Genomic DNA, 19,469 nt, shown 5'->3' with positions numbered 1-19,469 from the left:
GCACATCCGGTTCTATGCCGGGGCGCCACTGATCACCTCGCAAGGCCATGCGCTGGGAACCCTCTGTGTGATCGATCGCGTCCCGCGCCGGCTCACAGCCACGCAGCAAGAGGCCCTCCGCAGACTCGCCAGGCAGACGGTGCAGCTATTGGAATTACGGCTGCGGGATCGGGAGCAGCGCGAAACACATACGGCACTCCGCGCAAGCGAAGCACAGTACAAACAACTCGTCGAGACCGCCAACGATATTCTGTACAGCACGGATGCCACGGGCCACTTTACGTTCATCAGCTCCTCCGTGGAGCGTTTCATGGGCTATCCCAAACAGGACTTGCTCGGCCAGCGATTCACCGTGCTGATCCGGGACGACCACCGCAAGAGAGTCGAACGATTCTACAACCGCCAATTCTTCCGAAAGATCCCCAATACCTATTTGGAATTTCCCGTACTCCGCCGCGACGGCGAAGAGCGATGGGTGGGACAGCAGGTCAACCTGCTGCAGAGCGGCGGGCAGGCGGCTGGCTTCCATGCCATCGTCCGCGACATCACCGACCGCAAGCGGGCAGAAGAGGCCTTGCAGATCAGCACGACCTTCCAACGAGCCATCCTCAACAACGCCGGCCATGCCATCATCTCCACCACGCCTACCGGCCTCATTCTGGTCTTTAACCCCGCCGCCGAAGCCCTGCTGGGATACTCGGCCGAGGAGATGGTCGGGAAGCAGACCCCGGCGGTGTTTCATGATCCCGAGGAAATACGCGCGCGCGCGCGCCTCTTCTCTGAGGAGCTGGGAGTCGCGCTCACCCCAGGTTTTGACGTCTTTGTCGAAAAAAGCCGACACAATTTGCCCAACGAACACGAGTGGACCTATGTGAAGAAAGACGGCACCCGCGTGGCCGTGCTCCTGAACATAACGGCCTTGCGGAACACAGACGGCCACATTACCGGTTTTCTCGGCATCGCCAGCGACATCACTGACCGAAAACGCATTGAACAGGAGCTGCTCATTGCGAAAAACGCCGCTGAATCGGCCAATCTTGCCAAGTCGCAATTCATGGCCCACATGAGCCATGAAATCCGAACGCCCATGAACGGGGTCATCGGCATGACCGAGCTGATGCTCACCACACCGCTCACCGACCGCCAGCGGCATTTGGCGGACACCGTCCATCAATCGGCAACGGCGCTGCTCGACATCATCAACGACATTTTGGATTGGTCCAAGATCGAAGCCGGCAAACTGCAACTGAGTCAGATCGATTTTGACCTCTCCGGCCTCTGCGAAGATGTCGCGGCGTTCTTTGAGGAAGCCGCGCGAAGAAAAGGGCTGACGTTCATCTGGCACGCCGCCGCATCCGTTCCGGCCCATATGCACGGCGACCCTGTCAGACTCAGGCAGATTCTCGTGAATCTGTTGAGCAACGCCGTGAAGTTTACCGAGCACGGGACCATCGAGCTGCGGATGGATCTTGTCGAAACATGTCACGACAACACCTTGCTCCGGTTCAGCGTCAAGGATAGCGGCATCGGCATTCCCCAAGAAGCCCAGCAGCAGATTTTCAAAGCGTTCCAGCAGGCCGACTCGTCCACGACGAGAAAGTACGGAGGGACCGGCCTCGGCTTGGCCATCGTCAATCAGCTGGTTGAATTAATGGACGGCGTGATCGGCGTCGAGAGCGCCCCGGGGGAAGGCGCGCTGTTTTGGTTCGTCGTTCGTTTGGCCCATAGCACCGGCGCCCCCCAAACATTCGATGCGAGACCGGCCCCCGCGATACCCCGCTCCGACAAAGCCGCTAGAACGGCCCGGCTCTCCGCCAAGGTGCTCCTGGCTGAAGACAATGCCGTGAATCGCGAAGTTGCGCTCGGCATGCTGGAGAATCTGGGTTGCCATGTTCACGCGGTCGAGACCGGCCGCCTTGCACTTGAGGCACTCCGGAGAGAGCCCTTCGATCTAGTCCTCATGGACTGCCAGATGCCGGACATGGACGGCTTCGAAGCCACGCGCGAGATTCGCCACAGAGAGGAACGGCTCGGCACCAGAATCCCCATCGTGGCGCTCACCGCGCATGCGCTGCAAGGCGACCGGGAGCTCTGCCTCGTGCTCGGAATGGACGACTACCTCAGCAAACCCTTTACGATCGACCAGTTGCGGAACCTCCTCCAGCGCTGGCTCCCGTCCTCCGCATCAACCCAGGACCATGCGGCCCCACCGCAAGCCACTCCCCCGTCATTGCCAGCGGCGACACCGCTCCTAACAGACCAATCTCCCGTCGATCCACGCACGTGGGAGAGCATTCTGAGCCTCCAGCGGCCCGGGCACCCTGATCTCCTGGCCAAAATCATCGATCTCTACCTCAAGGATTCAGAGAAATTGGTCGATAAGATAGTGGCTGCGGCAGAGACCGGCGATCTCCCCGGCCTGCAAGACGCGGCACATAGCTTAAAATCGCGCAGTGCGACGCTCGGCGCGTGGCAGGTCGCCGAAATCTGCAAGCAATTGGAACTGGGCGCACGGACACAGGACATGGGAAACGCCGGCACACTCGCCGCCGCGCTTCCGCGGGTCTTTGCGGCAACCTGCGAAATCTTTCATGCTGAACGACTGAAAAGAGCAGCCTAAATGAATCTGCCCCCGCTCGCTCTCATCGTTGACGACGATATCACCTTGCGTGTGCTCGCGCGGGCCGCCCTGGAGCAAGCCGGATGCCGGGTGGAAGACGCCGCGACGGGGCCGGAAGCGATTGAGGCCTTTCAGCGGGAAACTCCGCACATTGTCTTGATGGACATCGTGATGCCGGGAATGGACGGGTTTGCCACCTGCGCGGCCCTGCGGCAATTGCCAGGCGGCGCCAGCGTCCCGATCTTGATCATGACCGGCCTCGACGATGTCCGGTCGATCGAAACCGCATACGACGCCGGCGCCACAGACTTCATCACAAAGCCGTGGAACGGGCTCGTCCTCAGCCACCGCGTCCGGTATATGCTCCGCGCCAGCCACACCCTGGAAGAGCTCCGTGAACGGGAAACACGCTTGGCCGAAGCCCAACGGATTGCCCAACTGGGCAACTGGCGCTGGGAGCTGTCGTCCAATCGTCTCATCGCCTCCGGCGAAGTCTTCCGCATTCTGGGCATCGACGGGCATCCCGCCGCCATGCCATTTGAACAATTCTTGCACCACCTGCATTCCCCGGATCGCGCCGCGATCGAGGCCGGCATCCATCAGGCGCTGGCCACCGGAGTCCCGTTCCAGCAAGACCATCGGATTCTGCTCCCCTCAGGAGCGACTCGCGTCGTCCATCATCAGGCGGAAGCCGTCTTCGCCCCCGGCGGCACGGCCACCTTCGTCACGGGAACCATTCAGGATGTCACCGATCAAAAACAGGCAGAAGCTCAAATCCACTTCCTGTCCAATTATGACCGCCTCACCCAGCTGCCCAATCGCCAGCTGTTTCAAGACCGTGTGGCCCAAGCCCTCGCCGCGCACAAGCGCCATGGCACGGGGGGCGCGGTCTTTCTGATCAACCTCGACCGGTTCCAGCGCATTAACGATACGCTCGGATCCAAATGCGGAGACACGATTCTCCGCGAAGTCGCCGAGCGCCTCCGCTATTGCGTCAGGCAATCCGACACCGTCGCGCGATTCGACGATCAGGAACCCACCACGCTTTCCAGGCTGGGGGGAGACGAGTTCACCGTGCTCCTGACGCATCTCTCTTCGGTGCAAAACACCACGAAGGTCGCGCAACGGATCCAGGACGCGCTCAACGTCCCCTATCATCTCGACAACCAGGACATTGTCGTCACCGCCAGCATCGGCATCGTCCTGCTGGGAACGGACGGGGACACCGTCGATACGCTCCTGCGCAATGCCGATGCAGCCATGCACGCCGCGCAAGACCAGGGCCGCAACACCTATCAGTTTTATTCGCACTCGATGAACATCGCCCTGGCGGAACGGCTCAGCCTGGAGAGCGACCTTCGCAATGCCATCGCCCGGGAAGAATTTCTGCTTCACTATCAGCCCCAGGTGGATATCCGCCGCTGGAACATCACCGGCGTCGAAGCCTTGATCCGCTGGCGCCACCCGGTGCGGGGCATGGTGTCTCCGGCCTCGTTCATTCCCTTGGCGGAAGAAGCGGGATTGATTAGCGACATCGGCGAATGGGTCTTGCGTCAGGCCTGCAGGCAACAGGTCGCCTGGTCTGCCTGCGGCCTCGGCGACCTCTCGATCGCCGTCAATCTCTCTGCCGTGCAGTTTCATCAACGATCGCTGGTCGAGATGATCGCCCGCATCGTCCGGGAAACCGGCGTTTCCCCCAGCAAGATCGAACTGGAGCTGACGGAGAGCACCGCGATGCAGCAAGCGGAAAATGCCGTCTCCATATTCCATCAGTTAAAAGCCATGGGGTTCCACCTGGCCATCGACGACTTCGGCACCGGCTATTCATCGCTCGCCTATCTCAAACGGTTTCCCATCGATACGATCAAGATCGACCGGGCGTTCATCAAGGACCTCGATGAACAATCGGAACAGGCGGCCATCGCCGTGGCCATTATCGCCATGGCACATGGGCTCAAGCTCCACGTGCTCGCCGAAGGCGTCGAAACCCAAGGCCAGCTTGACATCCTCAAAGCCCAAGGATGCGATGAGATCCAGGGCTATTTCTTCAGCCACCCCCTGCCGGGCGAGCTCGTGGAACCATTCATCCGTGAGCACCAGGCCAAGCCCCTTCCTTTCAAGGACGCGGCCTAGCACGCATTCCGCCGCCCCATTCCTGTGCTTGTATTTCGAGGACGCGCGCGATACCCTCGCCCCATCCACCACCGGCTCGCAAGACAATGGCGACCTACGCAATCGGCGACATTCAAGGCTGCGCCCAATCCTTCGAACAATTACTCGAACAGATCCGGTTCGACCCGGCCTCCGACCGTCTCTGGTGCGCGGGCGATCTGGTCAACCGCGGGCCTGGCTCGTTGCGCGTCCTGCGCTATCTGAAACATCTGGGCTCATCCGCCCAAGTGGTCTTGGGCAATCATGATCTGTTCTTGCTCGCCGTGTCGGAGGGCATCGTACCCCCAAGGCCGAAAGATACGATCCACGATGTCTTGGCCGCAGAGGACCGGCTGGAATTGATGGACTGGCTGCGCCGGCAGCCGCTCCACTACCGTGAAGGCGCTTATTTCATGGTGCATGCCGGACTTCTGCCGCAATGGTCGATCGATGAGGCGGCGCAGCTGGCCCACGAAGTTGAAGCCGTTCTCGCAGGACCTGCCCATCGCGCCTTTCTCCAAGCCCTCTTTCACGGCACCGCCGCGCACTGGGATCCGGACTTAACGGGGCCAGAGCGCCTCGTCGCCATTACCCGCGCCCTCACCCGCTTGCGCACCTGCACTCTCACAGGCGCCCTGTCCGGATTTTCCGGCCACCCTGAAGACGCCCCCCCAGGACACCACCCTTGGTTTCGCATCCCGCACCGGCGCAGCACGGATCACACGGTCCTCTTCGGCCATTGGGCCGCGCTCGGCTTGCACATCGAACAGAATCTGCTCGGACTCGACAGCGGCTGCGCCTGGGGACGGCGCCTGACGGCGATTCGACTGGAAGATCGTGTCGTCTATCAAGTCGAGTGCGCCGATCGGCTTCACCGTGACTGACCCGCGCCAGGCTGATCCCTCGTGGCCTCGTTACTCGGCTCGCCCGTTTCCCTCCTTCCGGTTTATACCAGGCACGTCCCAGCATCCACGACACAACCCTCGCGGCCCTTCTTATGGCCAAGAAGAGCCTACGACGGGGCTGCTCCCTCCCGGCCAGTGGACACAATCCACCGACTACCTGTACGGGATCGACCTCTACAACTATGCGTACTGGTGGGAATGCCATGAAACGTTCGAAGGACTCTGGAATGCGGCCGGACGGCGCAGCGAACAGGGGAATTTCTTCCAAGCGATCATTCAGCTCGCCGCGGCCAATCTGAAACTGTTCATGGGAAACCCTCAGGCGGCGCACAATCTGCTGCACCGCGGCATGATTCGACTTCAAAGCGTACCGGCATCCTATATGGGGGTGGATGTCGGCGGCCTGACCGAAAATCTGCGGAACCGTGCGCCGGGATCAGCGCTCTGGGCGCCGCGCATTCGCCTGAATGGGCTGAACTAAGCGGGATCAGTGGTAGGATTCGGAATCGCTGGGGAACGTGCCTTGCTCCACGTCTTCCTTAAACTGCCGAAGCGCCTGAAGCGCGTCAGCTTTCAAGTGCGCATAGGGCCTGACGAATTTCGGCACGAAGTCGTCAAACATTCCGAGTAAATCGTACACCACCAGCACTTGTCCATCGCAATGGGGACCGGCCCCGATGCCGATGGTTGGAATCGAGAGTGCCGCCGTCATCGCCTTGGCCAGCGAGACAGGAACGGCTTCCAGCACGATGGCGAACGCGCCCGCCGCCTCCAGCGCTTTGGCATCGGCCAGGAGAGCCTTCGCACGATCCTTCGCCTTGCCCTGCACTTTGTAGCCGCCATATTGATTCACCGACTGCGGGGTCATCCCGAGATGGCCCATGACAGGGATGCCGACCGCGGTCATGGCCGCCACCCGGTCAGCCATCGGCCGCCCCCCTTCCAGCTTCACCGCATGGGCGCCGGCTTGAATTAAGCGCCCGGCATTCCGCACCGCCTCTTCCTGGCTGGCTTGATAGGACATGAAGGGCATATCTCCGATCACCAACGCCTGCGTGGCGGCACCGGCCACCAGCTTGGTGTGATACAGCATGTCCTCCATCGTGACGGACAAGGTGTTGGCCTGGCCTTGCACGACCACGCCAAGCGAATCTCCCACCAGAATGGCATTGATCCCGGCCTGTTCAAGGATGCGGGTGAACAGCGCGTCATAGGCCGTCACGACCACCAGCTTTTTCCGCTGGCGCTTGTGCTGTTGAAATTCAGGAATAGTCATCAGCCGAGCTGGGCCTTGGTAATGATGTCCGCCAGTCGATGCGTCGCCTTGATCGCCATGATGTGCACGCCATCACAATGGGCCCGCACCGCATTGATCGTCCGCACGGCGATCTCCACGCCGACATCCTCGGATTTCGGCCCGGCGGCCTTCAGTTCATCGATCATCTTCTGAGGCACCGACACGCCGGGAATATTAGCGTTCATGAACTCCGCCATCTTGTGGTTGCGCAGCACGAGAATCCCGGCCAGCACTTTCACTTTGTACGGCCGCACCGCCGTCATGAAGCTCGCAAATTGGTCGGGGTCATAGATCGCCTGAGTTTGAAAGAACTGGGCTCCCGCTTTGACTTTGACCTCAAACTTGGCCAGCATCGGGCCGAGCGGATCGGCCTCCGGCGTCACCGCCGCCCCGATCGTGAAGTCGGTCGATCCGTCCAGCTTGTTGCCCGCCATGTCCCGGCCGTTGTTCAGCCCCTGCACCAGTTGCATCACTTGGACGGAATCCAGATCATAGACCGGCTTGGCCTCTTTATGGTCCCCCACGGTCGGATAGTCGCCGGTCAGGCAGAGGATGTTGCGGATACCCAGCATATGGGCGCCCATGAGATCCGACTGCATCGCGATCCGATTCCGGTCCCGGCAGGTCAGCTGCATCACCGGATCGTGTCCCATCTCGTAGAGAAGACGGCACACCGGCAGCGACCCGGCCCGCACCACGGCCGCCGTGTTGTCGGTCACATTCACGCCATGGACACGCCCTACAAGCTGCCTGGCGTTATCCAACACGCCGGAGATATTCGTTCCCTTCGGCGGGTTATACTCGACCGTGACAGCGAACGCTCCTGAATCCAGCACCTCTTTCAGCCGTCGCGGTTCCTTACCCATGTTCCCCTTCCACTCCTTCACTTTTCCACACCGTTGTAGGAGGAATGGGGGCTCCTACTGCGCGCATTGAACGAGCACGGTCTTTTTGTGCGCGTTCAGCGAGCAAGGGAGCCCCCTTCCTCCTACAACATCCCCGCCATTCTCTTCGCCGACTCCACGGTATTGTCCAGCAGCATGGCAATCGTCATCGGGCCGACGCCACCAGGGACAGGACTAATCCACCCGGCCTTCTGGCTCACGGCCTCGAAATCGACATCGCCGCACAGCTTCCCGTCGGTCCACCGATTGGTGCCCACATCGATCACGACGGCTCCTTCTTTCACCATGTCCGCCGTCACAAACTTGGCCTTCCCGATCGCAACCAGCAGCAGGTCCGCCTCGCGGCAGACAGCGGCGATATCCTTGGTCTTGGAATGGCAAATGGTCACCGTCGCGTTGCGCTGCAACAACATGAGCGCCAGCGGCTTGCCCACAATATTGCTGCGTCCCAACACGACCGCCCGCTTCCCTTCAATGCCGATTCCGGTGGATTCCAACATCTTGATCACGCCCTTCGGAGTGCAGGCCTCAAAGACCGGATTCCCCTCGACCAGCCGGCCAAAATTATAGGGATGAAACCCATCGGCATCCTTGTCGGGGGACACGGCCTCAAGTACAACACGACTCTCGATGTGCTTGGGCAGCGGAAGCTGAACCAAGATTCCGTGAATCTTGGGATCCGCGTTCATCCTCTCAATCAAGGACAACAACTCTGCTTGTGTTGTGCTGGCAGGTAACTTGTGGTCATCGATATAGATACCGGCCGCATCGCAGGCTTTTTGCTTGCTCTTCACATACTGATGGGACGCGGGGTCGTCGCCGACAAGAATCGTCGCCAAACCCGGCTTCATCCCTGTTTTGGCCAATACGGCGGCTGACTCCACCGCAAGGCGGTCACGAACTTGCTGCGCCAAGGCCTTCCCGTCAATGAGTCGTGCTCCCACAATTTCCCTCCCTGAATTCAAGCGGTTGGCTAGAAAACCGTTGGCACCTTAGCAGGGCATTTTTATGCAAGTCAACGCTCTGCTTCGCGCGGCACAAGGAATGAGGCGAGGGGCACGAGGTCACCCTCTTCCTTGACAGGCTCTTCCGCCGTTCGCTACGATGCAATCCAATCCTCTTACATGATGATCCAACCTTGAACAGCCGTCCAACCGGGTACAATCGATCGAACAGCCTCCTTGCGGCCGCTGCGCTCGCATGCGGCTTGCTCATATGGCCGGCGGCCTCGCAGGCCGCCCAGATTACCGGTCTGGAATCGCCCAACAGCTTTGTCGGCGACCCGCAGGGCAAAGAATTCTTCATCTCCAATATCAATGGCGAGCCGGACGCCCGTGACAACAATGGCTTTATTACGAAAGTCGACGCCGAAGGCAAAGTGCTGAACCTCAAGTTCATCCAGGGCGGTATTTCCGACATGATGCTCCATGCCCCCAAAGGCATGGCCTTGATGGCGAACATCCTCTATATCGCGGACCTCGATCAACTCAAGGGGTTTGACAAAGCCACGGGGAAATTCCTGGTCACCGTCTCCTTTCCGCCTCAGACGGCAAAGATGCCCGTATCGCTGACCGATGTCACCGCCGGACCGAACGGCATCCTGTATGCCTCCGATCAATCCGGCAATACGATTTACCGGATCGATTCGTCCGCCGACCACAAAGTAAGCCTGCTGATACATGACGAGCGGCTGGCCGGCCCGTCAGGCATCGCGGTCCATCCGCGGACCGGCCATATCATTGCCGTCAGTTGGGAGAAGGGCAAGATTCTGGAGATCACCCCCGACGGACAGCTGACCGAACTGGTCTCGAATGGCTTCTTTACCAGCCGCTTCCAGAACCTGAGCGGCGTGGACTTCGATCGCTGGGGCAATATGTATGTATCGGATTTCACCAAAGGGAAAATCTGGCGGATGACCCGCGATAACCACTTTCAAGTCATCGCGGAATATCTCCCCGCCCCCGCGGACATCAGCATTGACCGCGCCAACAATCTCATTCTCGTCCCCTATCACTATGCCCATACCGCCGAGATCAACGGTTTGGAAGCGCCCTCGGAGGGCAAAAGCCGGGATACCAGAAGAACCCTCGCGGACTACGGATTCGGCGCGGCGGGGCCGCCCAAGGCTGCAGCGGAAGGATCGCCCAAGAAATGAGCCAGTGTCTCTATTGCAAGCAACGCAAAGGCAAACGCCCCTGCCCCGCCCTGGGCGGGCTCATCTGTAACTCCTGTTGCGGTGAACATCGCCTCGTGCGCGTCAACTGCCCCGCCGACTGCGTCTACCTCGACAGCGGCAGCGACTATCAGCAGAAGCGTCTGGGCGAACAGTTCATGCCGGTGCGGCGGGATTTTTACCGGGAGCTCAGCGAATTCGGAGGAGAGCAGGCCGTGGCGCTCTTCAACCTGGTCGAAGTGATTACCTTCAGCTTCTTTCAGGGGCGGCGGGACGGACAGGACGCCGAAGTCATCGCCGCCATCCAAGGCCTTCGCCGCACGCTCAGCCCCTTGCATGTGCCGTCTGCGCCCATGCCGGTCTTCGCGGAACACTTGATCAAGGAATACGAGACCTTCAAAAAGCAAAACCCGAAGCAGATCGCAGACTCCTCCAATGCGCCGGAGATCCTCGACCGCGCCGTCAAATTCGTGTCGGATTTTTCAGGGAAGGATTTCCAGTCCCGGCGATTCGTCAGCGGGCTGATCGGCTATGTCAGCTCCTATCATCCTCAGATTGCGGATCACTTGAAGAAAAAACATGAACCGGGACACATCGTGCTCCCCGGCCAATCGTTCATGCCTCCGCCCGCTGCCCAGCCCCATGAGCATGGGCCGGAATGCCAGCACCATCACCACTGATCCAGCCCTGTTCCCTCACAGGCGGAGCCGCTTTGCGCGCTGACGAGAGCGAGCATTCGACATACCGCGCCAGCTGAAAATCCGCTCCGTTCGACAGCGCCACGATCTGTAAGCCGATCTCCCCATGGCGTTCCCAGCGGATCACCGCCTGATCGATATCAATCGGCTCCTTCACCCCCGGCACCCATATCCGCACCATCACAAACGATCCCGGGGCAAACTCCCGATCCGACTGAATACGACACCCATTCAGCGATACATCAGAAATGCGACACCGGCTGACAGTCGTGGCCGTTAAAATACAGCCATCGCATTCCCTCTGTACGCGCCGATACATCCGCCGCGTCATCCCCTCGTGCATAGAACCTGCCCCCTTCATCGACCGCCAGACGGCAACGGAGCGAGAATACGCTGCAGAATAGGCCAATAAACATCCCGCAAAAGATCCCCCCTCGAAGGTAGGGTGACCTGACTAGCACCCCCCGGCCATTTCGCTGGGCAAATCGGGGCATGCCGCGATGACCGCACAAGAATGAGGAAGACTCGATTAGGAGATTGAAATGGCTGGGAGGAGAAATAGGCGCTCCCCCCATCGTGGGATGGGAGGAGCAAACGGGCTTGCTTGCCGAAACCGCTATTCTACGATGGTCACTGTCATCTCGATGCGTTCATTGGGATTGTCTCGTCCATCTCGCGGCACATTTACAATCTTATCGGCCACCCCGATGCCCTTGGTGACTTCGCCGAACGCGGTGTACTTCCGGTCGAGAAATCGTGAATCCTCGACCACGATGAAAAACTGCGAACCCGCCGAGTCAGGATCGGCCGCCCGCGCCATCGAGAGAATGCCTCGCTTGTGCGGGGTATCGCTGAACTCCGCCTTCACTGTAAACCCAGGACCACCCTGTCCATACGCGTCTTTCCTCAGCGAATCTTTTGTATTGGGATCTCCCCCTTGAATCATGAATCCAGGGATCACCCGATGAAAGATCGTCCCATTATAGAACCCCTCCTTCGCCAGCTTGATAAAGTTTTCCACATGCTTCGGGGCGATGTCGGGATAGAATTTCAGTTCAATGTCTCCGAACTTGGTTTTAATAATCGCACGAGGGCTCTTCGGCGCCTCTGCTTTAGGGGCAGGCCCCTTGTCTGCCGCCGCCACGATGCCACTCATCCCAAAAAATGGAAGGCCTACGGCCAACACAAGACATCCCAGCAATCCGGTCAATCGTCTCTGCATCATCATCCCTCCTTCTTTATCAAACCACTTATCAATAGATAGCGACCAGCCCCGCCTGCTTCAAGGCACCAGCCGTTCCAGTGCCTGCTGCGCCGCCATCTGCTCAGCCTCTTTTTTACTGAGGCCCCGCCCTTGCCCGGCTACGGACCCGTTGACCCGCACTTCGACATCGAACAGCTTTTGATGATCAGGCCCAGTCTCTCGCACAATGTCATATTGCGGCAACTGATCATACCGCTGCTGGCACCATTCCTGAAGCCGCGTCTTATAATCTTCGCCGCCCGGGGTTCCCTGCTGCGCCTCAGCCTGAGCGAGTTCATGAGCCAGCACCCCTTCGGTAAAAATCCGGCTCGCCTCCAGCCCGCCATCCAGATAGACGGCCGCAATCACCGCCTCCAACGCATCGGCCAGGAGCGAATTTTTCTCCCGTCCCTGCGACCGCTCTTCCCCCCGCCCAAGCCGCAGGAACGAGCCGAGCTTCAAGCGGCGCGCCGCCTGAGCCAGTGAGGCTTCGCTCACCAGCGTCGCTTTCAGCTTTGAGAGCGAGCCTTCGCTTAATTGGGGATAGAGCCGCGCCAGATGGTCGCTGACAATCAGGGACAAGACCGCATCGCCGAGAAACTCCAGCCGCTCGTTATGCGGGCGCACGCCCCCCTTCCGCTCATTCACATGCGACTTGTGGGTAAGCGCCTCCTCCAGCAACGAAGGGTTCTTGAACTGATACGCGAACGGATGTGAGGAAGAGTCGGCTGGCAAAGCCGGTGTCATAGTTCCGCGCTACGCTTCCGGACGCTTGAAGATCAGACAGGCGTTGACGCCCCCGAACCCGAAGGAATTGGAGAGCGCAACCTGAATAGGGACCGCGCGAGCCTGGTTGGGAATATAGTCCAGATCGCAGGCCGGGTCAGGATTGTCGAGGTTGATCGTCGGCGGCAACATCCCGTGATGGAGCGCCAGAATGCTGAACACGGCCTCGATCCCGCCGGCGGCGCCGAGCAAATGCCCCGTCATCGACTTCGTCGAACTCACGGGAATCTTGTAGGCCTGCTCGCCGAACACTTGCTTGATGGCCCGCGTCTCGATCGCATCCGCCATGGTGGAGGTCCCATGGGCATTGATGTAGCCGACCTGATCCTTTGCAATCCCCGCATCCTTCAATGCGAGTTCCATGCAGCGAACAGCCCCCTCACCTTCCTCCGGCGGAGCCGTGATGTGATAGGCATCGCTGTTCATCCCATAGCCGATAAGCTCGGCATAAATCCGCGCCCCGCGGCGCCGCGCATGGTCGAGCTCCTCCAGCACGACCACACCCGCGCCTTCGCCGAGCACGAAACCATCCCGATCCTTGTCGAATGGGCGGCTGGCTTTCGTGGGCTCATCGTTCCGGAACGACAGGGCTTTGGCCGCCGCAAACCCGGCCACGCCCAGCGGCGTGATCGCCGCTTCGGCGCCGCCCGCCACCATCACATCGGCATCGCCCCGCTGAATCAGCCTGAACGCATCGCCGATGCAGTGGTTGCCGGTCGCGCAGGCTGTGACCGCGCACGAGTTCGGCCCCTTCGCCCCAATGCGGATCGCCACTTGGCCGGACGCCAGATTGATGATCGTCATCGGAATAAAGAAGGGCGACACACGCCCGGGCCCTTTCTCCTTCAGCACATCGTGATAATGCTCGATCGAGCCCAGGCCGCCGATGCCAGACCCGATATAGACGCCCACCTTGGTCGCTTCTTCCGGCGCCACTTTCAACGCGGCATCATCCACCGCCAATTGGGCCGCGCCAACGGCATAGTGGATGAACGTGTCCATTTTTTTGATTTCTTTTTTCTCGATGAACCGGCCGGGATCGAAATCGCGCACCTCACCCGCAATCTGGGCATCATAGCCGGCTGGATCAAACTTGGTGATCCGCCCAATCCCGGATTGCCCGGCACAGAGCGCCGCCCAGGTTTTCTCCACTCCGGTGCCCAGAGGAGTGACCAGTCCAAGACCGGTCACAACGATGCGACGTGTCGATCGATCTGCCATAACACCCTGCCCGGTTAGGCCTTCTCTTTAATATAATCCAACGCCTTCCCGACCGTGAGGATCTTTTCTGCATCCTCGTCGGGAATCTCGATCTCAAATTCTTCTTCCAGCGCCATCACCAACTCGACGGTATCGAGCGAATCGGCACCGAGATCTTCCACGAACGATGCTTCGGGAGTCACTTCATCTTCTTCAACCCCGAGCTGTTCGGCGATAATTTTCTTGACCCGCTCTTCAACAGTTGCCATCGATCTGCCTACCTCCTTCCCCAATGTGACTGAACCTGCACTACAGCATGGGGATGTGCCGCAGCCCTCTCGTATCCGAACCCGTTGCCATCTATACCATTAACATCCCGCCATTCACATGCAAAACATGGCCGGTAATATACGCCGCCTCTTCCGACACCAGGAAGCGCACCGCCGCCGCAATATCCGCCGGCGTCCCGAGCCGCCCCAACGGAATCTGCTTCTGCAAGGTTTCTTTGACATCCGCCGGCAATCCATGCGTCATCGCCGTATCGATGAACCCCGGCGCAACCGCATTCACGGTGACATTGCGGCTGGCATACTCCCGGCCGACGGTTTTGGTGAATCCGATCACCGCCGCCTTGGACGCCGAGTAATTCGCCTGTCCGGCATTGCCCATGACTCCCACGATCGAGGCAATATTAACGATGCGACCATACCGCTGCTTGGTCATCGGCTGCAAGACCGCTTTGGTGCAATTGAACGTCCCGTTGAGATTCACCTGCATCACCAGGTTCCAATCCTCTTCCTTCATCCGCAACAGCAGCCCGTCGCGCGTGATCCCGGCATTGTTCACCAGGATGTCGATCTTGCCCCAGGCCTTCATCACCTGCTCGACCATCGCCTTGGTATCGGTGGCATCCGCCACGTTCACTTTGACGTTGAGCACGTTGCGGCCCAGGGCCTCAATCGCCTTCACCGTATCCTGAGACCGGTTGGGGTCGAGATCCGCCACCACAATATCCGCGCCCGCTTGCGCCAACACTTCCGCAATGGCCCGCCCGATACCCTGCGCAGCCCCGGTTACTATCGCCACTCGTCCTTGCAATGACATGCCGACTTCCTTGTTAAACGTGAAACTTCAGGCTGAATGCGCCGCGCCCAACGCCTGCAGCGTGGCATCCAGTGACTTGGGATCATTGACGTTCAATACCTTGGCCTCCGGCACGATCCGTTTGATCAAGCCTGTCAGCACCGTGCCAGGCCCGACTTCGATAAACGTCGTCACGCCCATCTTCGCCATCGCGAGGACCGAATCTTCCCAGAGAACTGACGAGGGTAACTGGCGAACCAGCGAGGGGGGAATGTCGGCCGCCCGGCTGATCGGCTTGGCTTCGGCATTGTTGATGAGCGGCATCGCGAGATCGGTCCATTGCACTGCGGCAAGATCTTTCGAGAGACGATCCGCCGCCGTCTGCATCAGCGGCGTGTGAACCGGCACACTGACGGGCAAGGGGATCGCCTTTTTACAACCCTTCCCCTTTGCCAATTCAATCGCCCGTTCCACGGCGGCTTTTGCTCCGGCAATCACGACCTGTCCCGGTGAGTTGAAATTAGCGGCCGCCACCACGCCGACCGATGACGCCTCCCGGCACACATCGCGCACCACCTCTGGCGTCAGCCCAAGCAACGCCGCCACTTGTCCCGTTCCCGGCGCGACGGCCTCGGACATATAGCGGCCGCGTTTCTGCACGAGCCCCACCGCATCCCGAAACGACACGCCCCCGGCCGCCACCAACGCTGAATACTCTCCCAGGCTGTGACCGGCCACGGCGACGGGCTTGAGGCCCGCCGAGTCCAAGGCTCTCAGGGCCGCGATGCTGCTGACCAGCAGAGCCGGCTGGGTATTCTCGGTGAGATTCAACCGTTCCGCCGGCCCTTCAAAACAGAGCGCGGCGCTATCATAGCCCAGGACGGCAGAGGCTTCGTCGTAAACGGCTTTCAGGGTCGGATAGGCTTCGAAAAGGGCTTTGCCCATCCCAACCGACTGCGACCCTTGCCCTGGAAATACGAGTCCGATTCCTGCATTCATAGCGCGCTAGATATCTTAGAAATGACGTGGAATGTCAACGGGAAAAGTTGTTGGAATCATGCCATCACTATCGCGAAGCCTCTACCATCTGATCAAGGCTGACGCCCAGGTCAGCCCCGCGCCGAAGGCTCCCAGCATGACCAAGGAACCGTCTTTCACCCGTCCGGCACGGACCGCCTCATCGAGAGCGATGGGAATCGACGCGGCGGAGGTATTTCCGTACCGATCCACATTCAACATAATCTTCTCTTGAGGCAGCCCCAGCCGCTCGGACACCGCACTCAGAATACGCATGTTGGCTTGGTGCGGAACGTACAAATCAAGCGCCTCGACGGTGAGCTGGTTGGCCGCCAATGTTTCGCGGGCAATTTCCTCCAGCGACCGGACCGCGACTTTAAACGTCTCATTCCCTTTCATCTTAATGTACTGCTGGCGTTCGGCGACCACTTTCTCCGACGGCGGCTGCCGCGACCCGCCCGCAGGCACCGCGATCAAGTCACAGAGCGCTCCGTCCGAACGCAGATGCGTGGAGAGGATGCCGCGCTCGCCGTCGGTCGCGCTAACGACCGCCGCGCCGGCGCCATCCCCGAACAACACACAGGTGTTGCGGTCCGTCCAGTCGGTGATCGCGGACATGACTTCCGCCCCAATCACCAGCACATGCTTCATGCCGGTGCGCACATAGGCGTCGGCGACCGACAGGGCATAGACGAACCCGCAACAAGCCGCGCCGAGATCACAGGCGGCCGCTTTGGTCGCGCCCAATTGATGCTGGACAAGACAGGCGGTGGAGGGAAGCGGATAGTCTCCCGTGCACGTCGCCACCAGGATCAGGTCAAGATCCGTCGGGGCAATACCGGCCGCCGCCAAGGCGCGCTTGCCGGCTTGCACCGCCAAGTCCGAACAGGCTTCACCGGCTGCGGCAATGTGGCGCTCGCGAATCCCGGTCCGCTCACGAATCCATTCGTCGGAGGTGGCGACCATGCCTTCAAGATCCGCGTTCGTCATCACCCGGGCTGGTGCATAGGAACCGGTCCCGGCAATGCGAGCCCTCATGACAGTGACTCCGCAGAAGGCTTATGGCTGAGACTCTCTTCGATATCCCGCTGGATCAGCTCATGCACGCGCCCTTCGGCCATGCCTTTGGCCCGCTTGATGGCGTTCTTGATCGCCTTCGCCGACGACCGGCCATGACAAATGATCGTAATGCCGTTGACGCCAAGCAACGGGGCGCCCCCGAACTCGGCATAATCGATTCGGCGTTTCAGATTGAGCAACGGCGCCGCAATCAGCGGATACGCCAGCCGCCCCAACCACGAACTGGATATTTCCTTGAGCAGCAGCTTCTTGATCGTATCGGCCACGCCTTCTGAAATTTTCAACGCCACGTTGCCGATAAACCCGTCGCACACCACCACATCCGCAGTGCCGCTATACACGTCGCGGCCCTCGACATTCCCGATAAAATTCAATGGACTGGCCTTCAGCAGCTTGAAGGCCTCTTTGGTCACTTCATTGCCCTTGCTGTCTTCTTCACCGATGCTTAACAGCCCGACACGGGGACTGGCTTTACGAAAAAGCAGCTTGCCGTAATCGTTCCCCATGAGCGCAAACTGTTCGAGGTGTTTGGCCGTGCAATCGACGTTGGCCCCTACATCCAGCATGATGGCTTCCCCGGTGAGCGTCGGCAAACTGGTCGCGATCGCCGGGCGCTCAACGCCCTTGATCAGGCCCAGCACAAAAAACGCCGACACCATGCTCGCTCCGGTATTGCCAGGGCTCACCACGGCGCTGGCTTCTCCGCTCTTCACCAGTTCGGTCGCAATCCAGATCGACGAGTCCCGCTTCTTCCTGGCCACCGCTGCGGGCGATTCATGCATTTCGACGACTTGAGGCGCGTGACGAATCGTGAGGCGGGGATCCGTCAAACCAAGGCGGGCACATTCCTGCGCAAGCGCCGCCTCATCGCCAACGAGGATGACCTCGACGTCGAGTTCTTTGGCGGCCTGGAGGGCGCCTTCGATACAGGGCGCAGGACCGTGGTCCCCCCCCATCGCATCAAGCGCGATCTTCATACGGGATGATGTGCTCAAGGTTGGAATAGTTGGCTGAATACGCGTCGCACCCGTAATCGTCTCCGATAGGCCGAGAGCTTAGCGCAGAAGCCCGAAATGCACAACTGAAGAGGCGCAGGAGAGGACCGAACCGGAGTCCCGCCATCTCCCGCGCCCGTCAGCTTACGACTCTTCGACCTGAATGACCGACTTCCCCTTGTAGGTCCCGCAATTCAAGCAGGTGTAGTGCGGTAGCTTCAGCTCGTGACACTGCGGACACACGGACATGCCTGGCGGCGTCATGCGCAGCTTCTGAGTGCGGCGCTTGTCTCGTCTGGCCCGTGAATGTTTATGTTTCGGATTAGGCATGGCAACTCCTTCCCACGTTCAACACCGCCGGCAGCCCGTGGCTCCGGCCTCAATTCAGTTCAGTCTTCAAGCCCCGCAGCACATGAAACGGATTCCGCTCCGGCTCCACCGGACACTGGCAGGGCCCTTCGTTCAAATCTTTCCCGCAATGGGCACAGAGCCCCGCACAATCTTCCTTGCACAGCGGATGCATCGGGGCCGAGAGGATGACTTGTTCGCGGAGCATCGGAGCCAAATCGAGACGATCGCCTTGATAGTGATAAATCTCGTCGCCGGTCTCGTCTGACTCGACCTCGTCCAGCTCAGCCTGTTTCCGCCGCGCATCAACGCGCTTCGCCGCAGGCGTGCCCACCTTGGGCTTGGCCTTGGGCTCCGGTTCGAACACCACACGCAACGAGAAGGCCATCGGCTCTTCAAAATCTTTCAGGCACCGCACACATTCCCGCACAGCCGTGCCTTCAATCACCCCGGTCACGCAGACGGTTTGCTCCACCTTTGTGAGATCCAATCCAACGGCCAGTGCGCCGCTCAGATTCGTATCCTCGCGCGTCAATCCGATTTCATCCCCGGTCACGTCGCCGGTCAGCGACAAGCCTTCCGGGGTGATATCCGCAAGATTTGGTGTGAGCAGATCCATCGTGATCTCCGGCGAGACGCCACCCTCCCACGCCTTCATGCCACCGAGCTCCGCCACAAACCCTATCGCTCCTCAGCAAAACTGATGATCGCAATGTGCCGCGCCCGCTTGATCGCGATCGTCAATTCACGCTGATGGCCCATACAGTTGCCGGAAATCCTGCGCGGGACAATGCGGCCGCGTTCCGTCAAAAAGTTCCGCAGCAACCCGGCGTCCTTAAAATCGATCGGCGCCTTATCCAAACAAAACCGGCAGGGCCGCCGGCGCTGGAACAACCGCCCGCCGCCACCACCGTTGTCGCGACGATCACCGCCACCCATACTTCCACTTCGTTCCATCACTGCCTCCT

At 60.0% G+C, this 19,469-nt stretch carries 21 protein-coding genes; 6 read left to right on the top strand and 15 right to left on the bottom strand.

Annotated features, from left to right (window positions below; all coding sequences use genetic code 11):
* The 4 genes from RI101_15100 to RI101_15085 form a co-directional block, all read left to right on the top strand.
* Positions 1-2,620: PAS domain S-box protein (locus RI101_15100; protein ID MEC4891378.1), on the top strand; the 2,620-nt coding region annotated here is incomplete at its 5' end.
* Positions 2,621-4,753 carry an EAL domain-containing protein gene (locus tag RI101_15095; protein MEC4891377.1) on the top strand — a complete coding sequence of 711 codons (2,133 nt, stop codon included), beginning with the start codon at positions 2,621-2,623 and terminating at the stop codon, positions 4,751-4,753.
* An 86-nt stretch (positions 4,754-4,839) separates the two neighbouring features.
* Positions 4,840-5,655, top strand: a complete 816-nt coding sequence (locus RI101_15090) for a symmetrical bis(5'-nucleosyl)-tetraphosphatase (GenBank protein ID MEC4891376.1) — start codon at positions 4,840-4,842, stop codon at positions 5,653-5,655.
* Positions 5,648-6,157 carry a DUF309 domain-containing protein gene (locus tag RI101_15085; GenBank protein ID MEC4891375.1) on the top strand — a complete coding sequence of 170 codons (510 nt, stop codon included), beginning with the start codon at positions 5,648-5,650 and terminating at the stop codon, positions 6,155-6,157. Before RI101_15090 ends, RI101_15085 begins: the two co-directional genes overlap by 8 nt.
* A 6-nt stretch (positions 6,158-6,163) precedes the next feature.
* On the opposite strand, the gene panB is transcribed toward RI101_15085, so the two are convergent.
* The 3 genes from panB to folD form a co-directional block, all read right to left on the bottom strand.
* Positions 6,164-6,952, bottom strand: coding sequence for a 3-methyl-2-oxobutanoate hydroxymethyltransferase (panB, locus tag RI101_15080; GenBank protein MEC4891374.1), 789 nt, complete (start codon positions 6,950-6,952; stop codon positions 6,164-6,166).
* Positions 6,952-7,839, bottom strand: a complete 888-nt coding sequence (locus tag RI101_15075) for a methylenetetrahydrofolate reductase (GenBank protein ID MEC4891373.1) — start codon at positions 7,837-7,839, stop codon at positions 6,952-6,954. The genes panB and RI101_15075 overlap by 1 nt, the downstream gene beginning before the upstream one ends.
* A 122-nt stretch (positions 7,840-7,961) precedes the next feature.
* Positions 7,962-8,822 carry a bifunctional methylenetetrahydrofolate dehydrogenase/methenyltetrahydrofolate cyclohydrolase FolD gene (gene folD / locus RI101_15070; protein ID MEC4891372.1) on the bottom strand — a complete coding sequence of 287 codons (861 nt, stop codon included), beginning with the start codon at positions 8,820-8,822 and terminating at the stop codon, positions 7,962-7,964.
* A gap of 194 nt (positions 8,823-9,016) precedes the next feature.
* Here folD and RI101_15065 point away from each other — a divergent pair, with 194 nt between their 5' ends.
* Positions 9,017-10,033, top strand: coding sequence for a hypothetical protein (locus RI101_15065; GenBank protein ID MEC4891371.1), 1,017 nt, complete (start codon positions 9,017-9,019; stop codon positions 10,031-10,033).
* Complete coding sequence (locus RI101_15060) at positions 10,030-10,731, top strand: hypothetical protein (protein MEC4891370.1); 702 nt, start codon at positions 10,030-10,032, stop codon at positions 10,729-10,731. The genes RI101_15065 and RI101_15060 overlap by 4 nt, the downstream gene beginning before the upstream one ends.
* On the opposite strand, the gene RI101_15055 is transcribed toward RI101_15060, so the two are convergent.
* The 12 genes from RI101_15055 to rpsR all read right to left on the bottom strand — a co-directional run bounded on the left by RI101_15055 (position 10,667) and on the right by rpsR (position 19,458).
* A complete protein-coding gene (locus RI101_15055; GenBank protein MEC4891369.1) occupies positions 10,667-11,068 on the bottom strand; it encodes a PilZ domain-containing protein in 402 nt (133 codons plus the stop codon). The two genes, RI101_15060 and RI101_15055, sit on opposite strands and share 65 nt — an antisense overlap.
* A gap of 297 nt (positions 11,069-11,365) precedes the next feature.
* Entirely contained in the window at positions 11,366-11,977 is a 612-nt protein-coding gene (locus RI101_15050; GenBank protein MEC4891368.1) for a peptidylprolyl isomerase, read from the bottom strand.
* A 54-nt stretch (positions 11,978-12,031) separates the two neighbouring features.
* Entirely contained in the window at positions 12,032-12,739 is a 708-nt protein-coding gene (gene rnc, locus RI101_15045) for a ribonuclease III (protein MEC4891367.1), read from the bottom strand.
* A gap of 9 nt (positions 12,740-12,748) precedes the next feature.
* Complete coding sequence (gene fabF / locus RI101_15040; GenBank protein MEC4891366.1) at positions 12,749-13,999, bottom strand: beta-ketoacyl-ACP synthase II; 1,251 nt, start codon at positions 13,997-13,999, stop codon at positions 12,749-12,751.
* A gap of 14 nt (positions 14,000-14,013) precedes the next feature.
* Positions 14,014-14,247 (bottom strand): acyl carrier protein, encoded by a 234-nt coding sequence (gene acpP, locus RI101_15035; protein MEC4891365.1) that lies wholly within the window; start codon positions 14,245-14,247, stop codon positions 14,014-14,016.
* 91 nt (positions 14,248-14,338) lie between these two features.
* A complete protein-coding gene (gene fabG / locus RI101_15030) occupies positions 14,339-15,082 on the bottom strand; it encodes a 3-oxoacyl-[acyl-carrier-protein] reductase (GenBank protein ID MEC4891364.1) in 744 nt (247 codons plus the stop codon).
* A gap of 27 nt (positions 15,083-15,109) precedes the next feature.
* Complete coding sequence (gene fabD / locus RI101_15025) at positions 15,110-16,060, bottom strand: ACP S-malonyltransferase (GenBank protein MEC4891363.1); 951 nt, start codon at positions 16,058-16,060, stop codon at positions 15,110-15,112.
* Between the two features lie 81 nt (positions 16,061-16,141).
* Complete coding sequence (locus RI101_15020) at positions 16,142-17,116, bottom strand: beta-ketoacyl-ACP synthase III (protein ID MEC4891362.1); 975 nt, start codon at positions 17,114-17,116, stop codon at positions 16,142-16,144.
* A complete protein-coding gene (gene plsX, locus RI101_15015; GenBank protein ID MEC4891361.1) occupies positions 17,113-18,135 on the bottom strand; it encodes a phosphate acyltransferase PlsX in 1,023 nt (340 codons plus the stop codon). The genes RI101_15020 and plsX overlap by 4 nt, the downstream gene beginning before the upstream one ends.
* A gap of 162 nt (positions 18,136-18,297) precedes the next feature.
* Entirely contained in the window at positions 18,298-18,483 is a 186-nt protein-coding gene (gene rpmF / locus RI101_15010) for a 50S ribosomal protein L32 (protein MEC4891360.1), read from the bottom strand.
* Between the two features lie 49 nt (positions 18,484-18,532).
* Positions 18,533-19,159, bottom strand: coding sequence for a DUF177 domain-containing protein (locus RI101_15005; protein MEC4891359.1), 627 nt, complete (start codon positions 19,157-19,159; stop codon positions 18,533-18,535).
* Between the two features lie 23 nt (positions 19,160-19,182).
* The gene (rpsR, locus tag RI101_15000; protein MEC4891358.1) at positions 19,183-19,458 is read right to left on the bottom strand and encodes a 30S ribosomal protein S18; all 276 of its coding nucleotides are present in this window, start codon (positions 19,456-19,458) and stop codon (positions 19,183-19,185) included.
* Positions 19,459-19,469 lie beyond the last annotated feature (11 nt).

Origin of the sequence: Nitrospira sp. (assembly GCA_035968315.1) — a bacterium.
Lineage (GTDB): Bacteria > Nitrospirota > Nitrospiria > Nitrospirales > Nitrospiraceae > Nitrospira_D.
The sequence above is the reverse complement of the archived record's forward strand: the minus strand, read 5'-3'. Positions and strand labels throughout refer to the sequence as shown.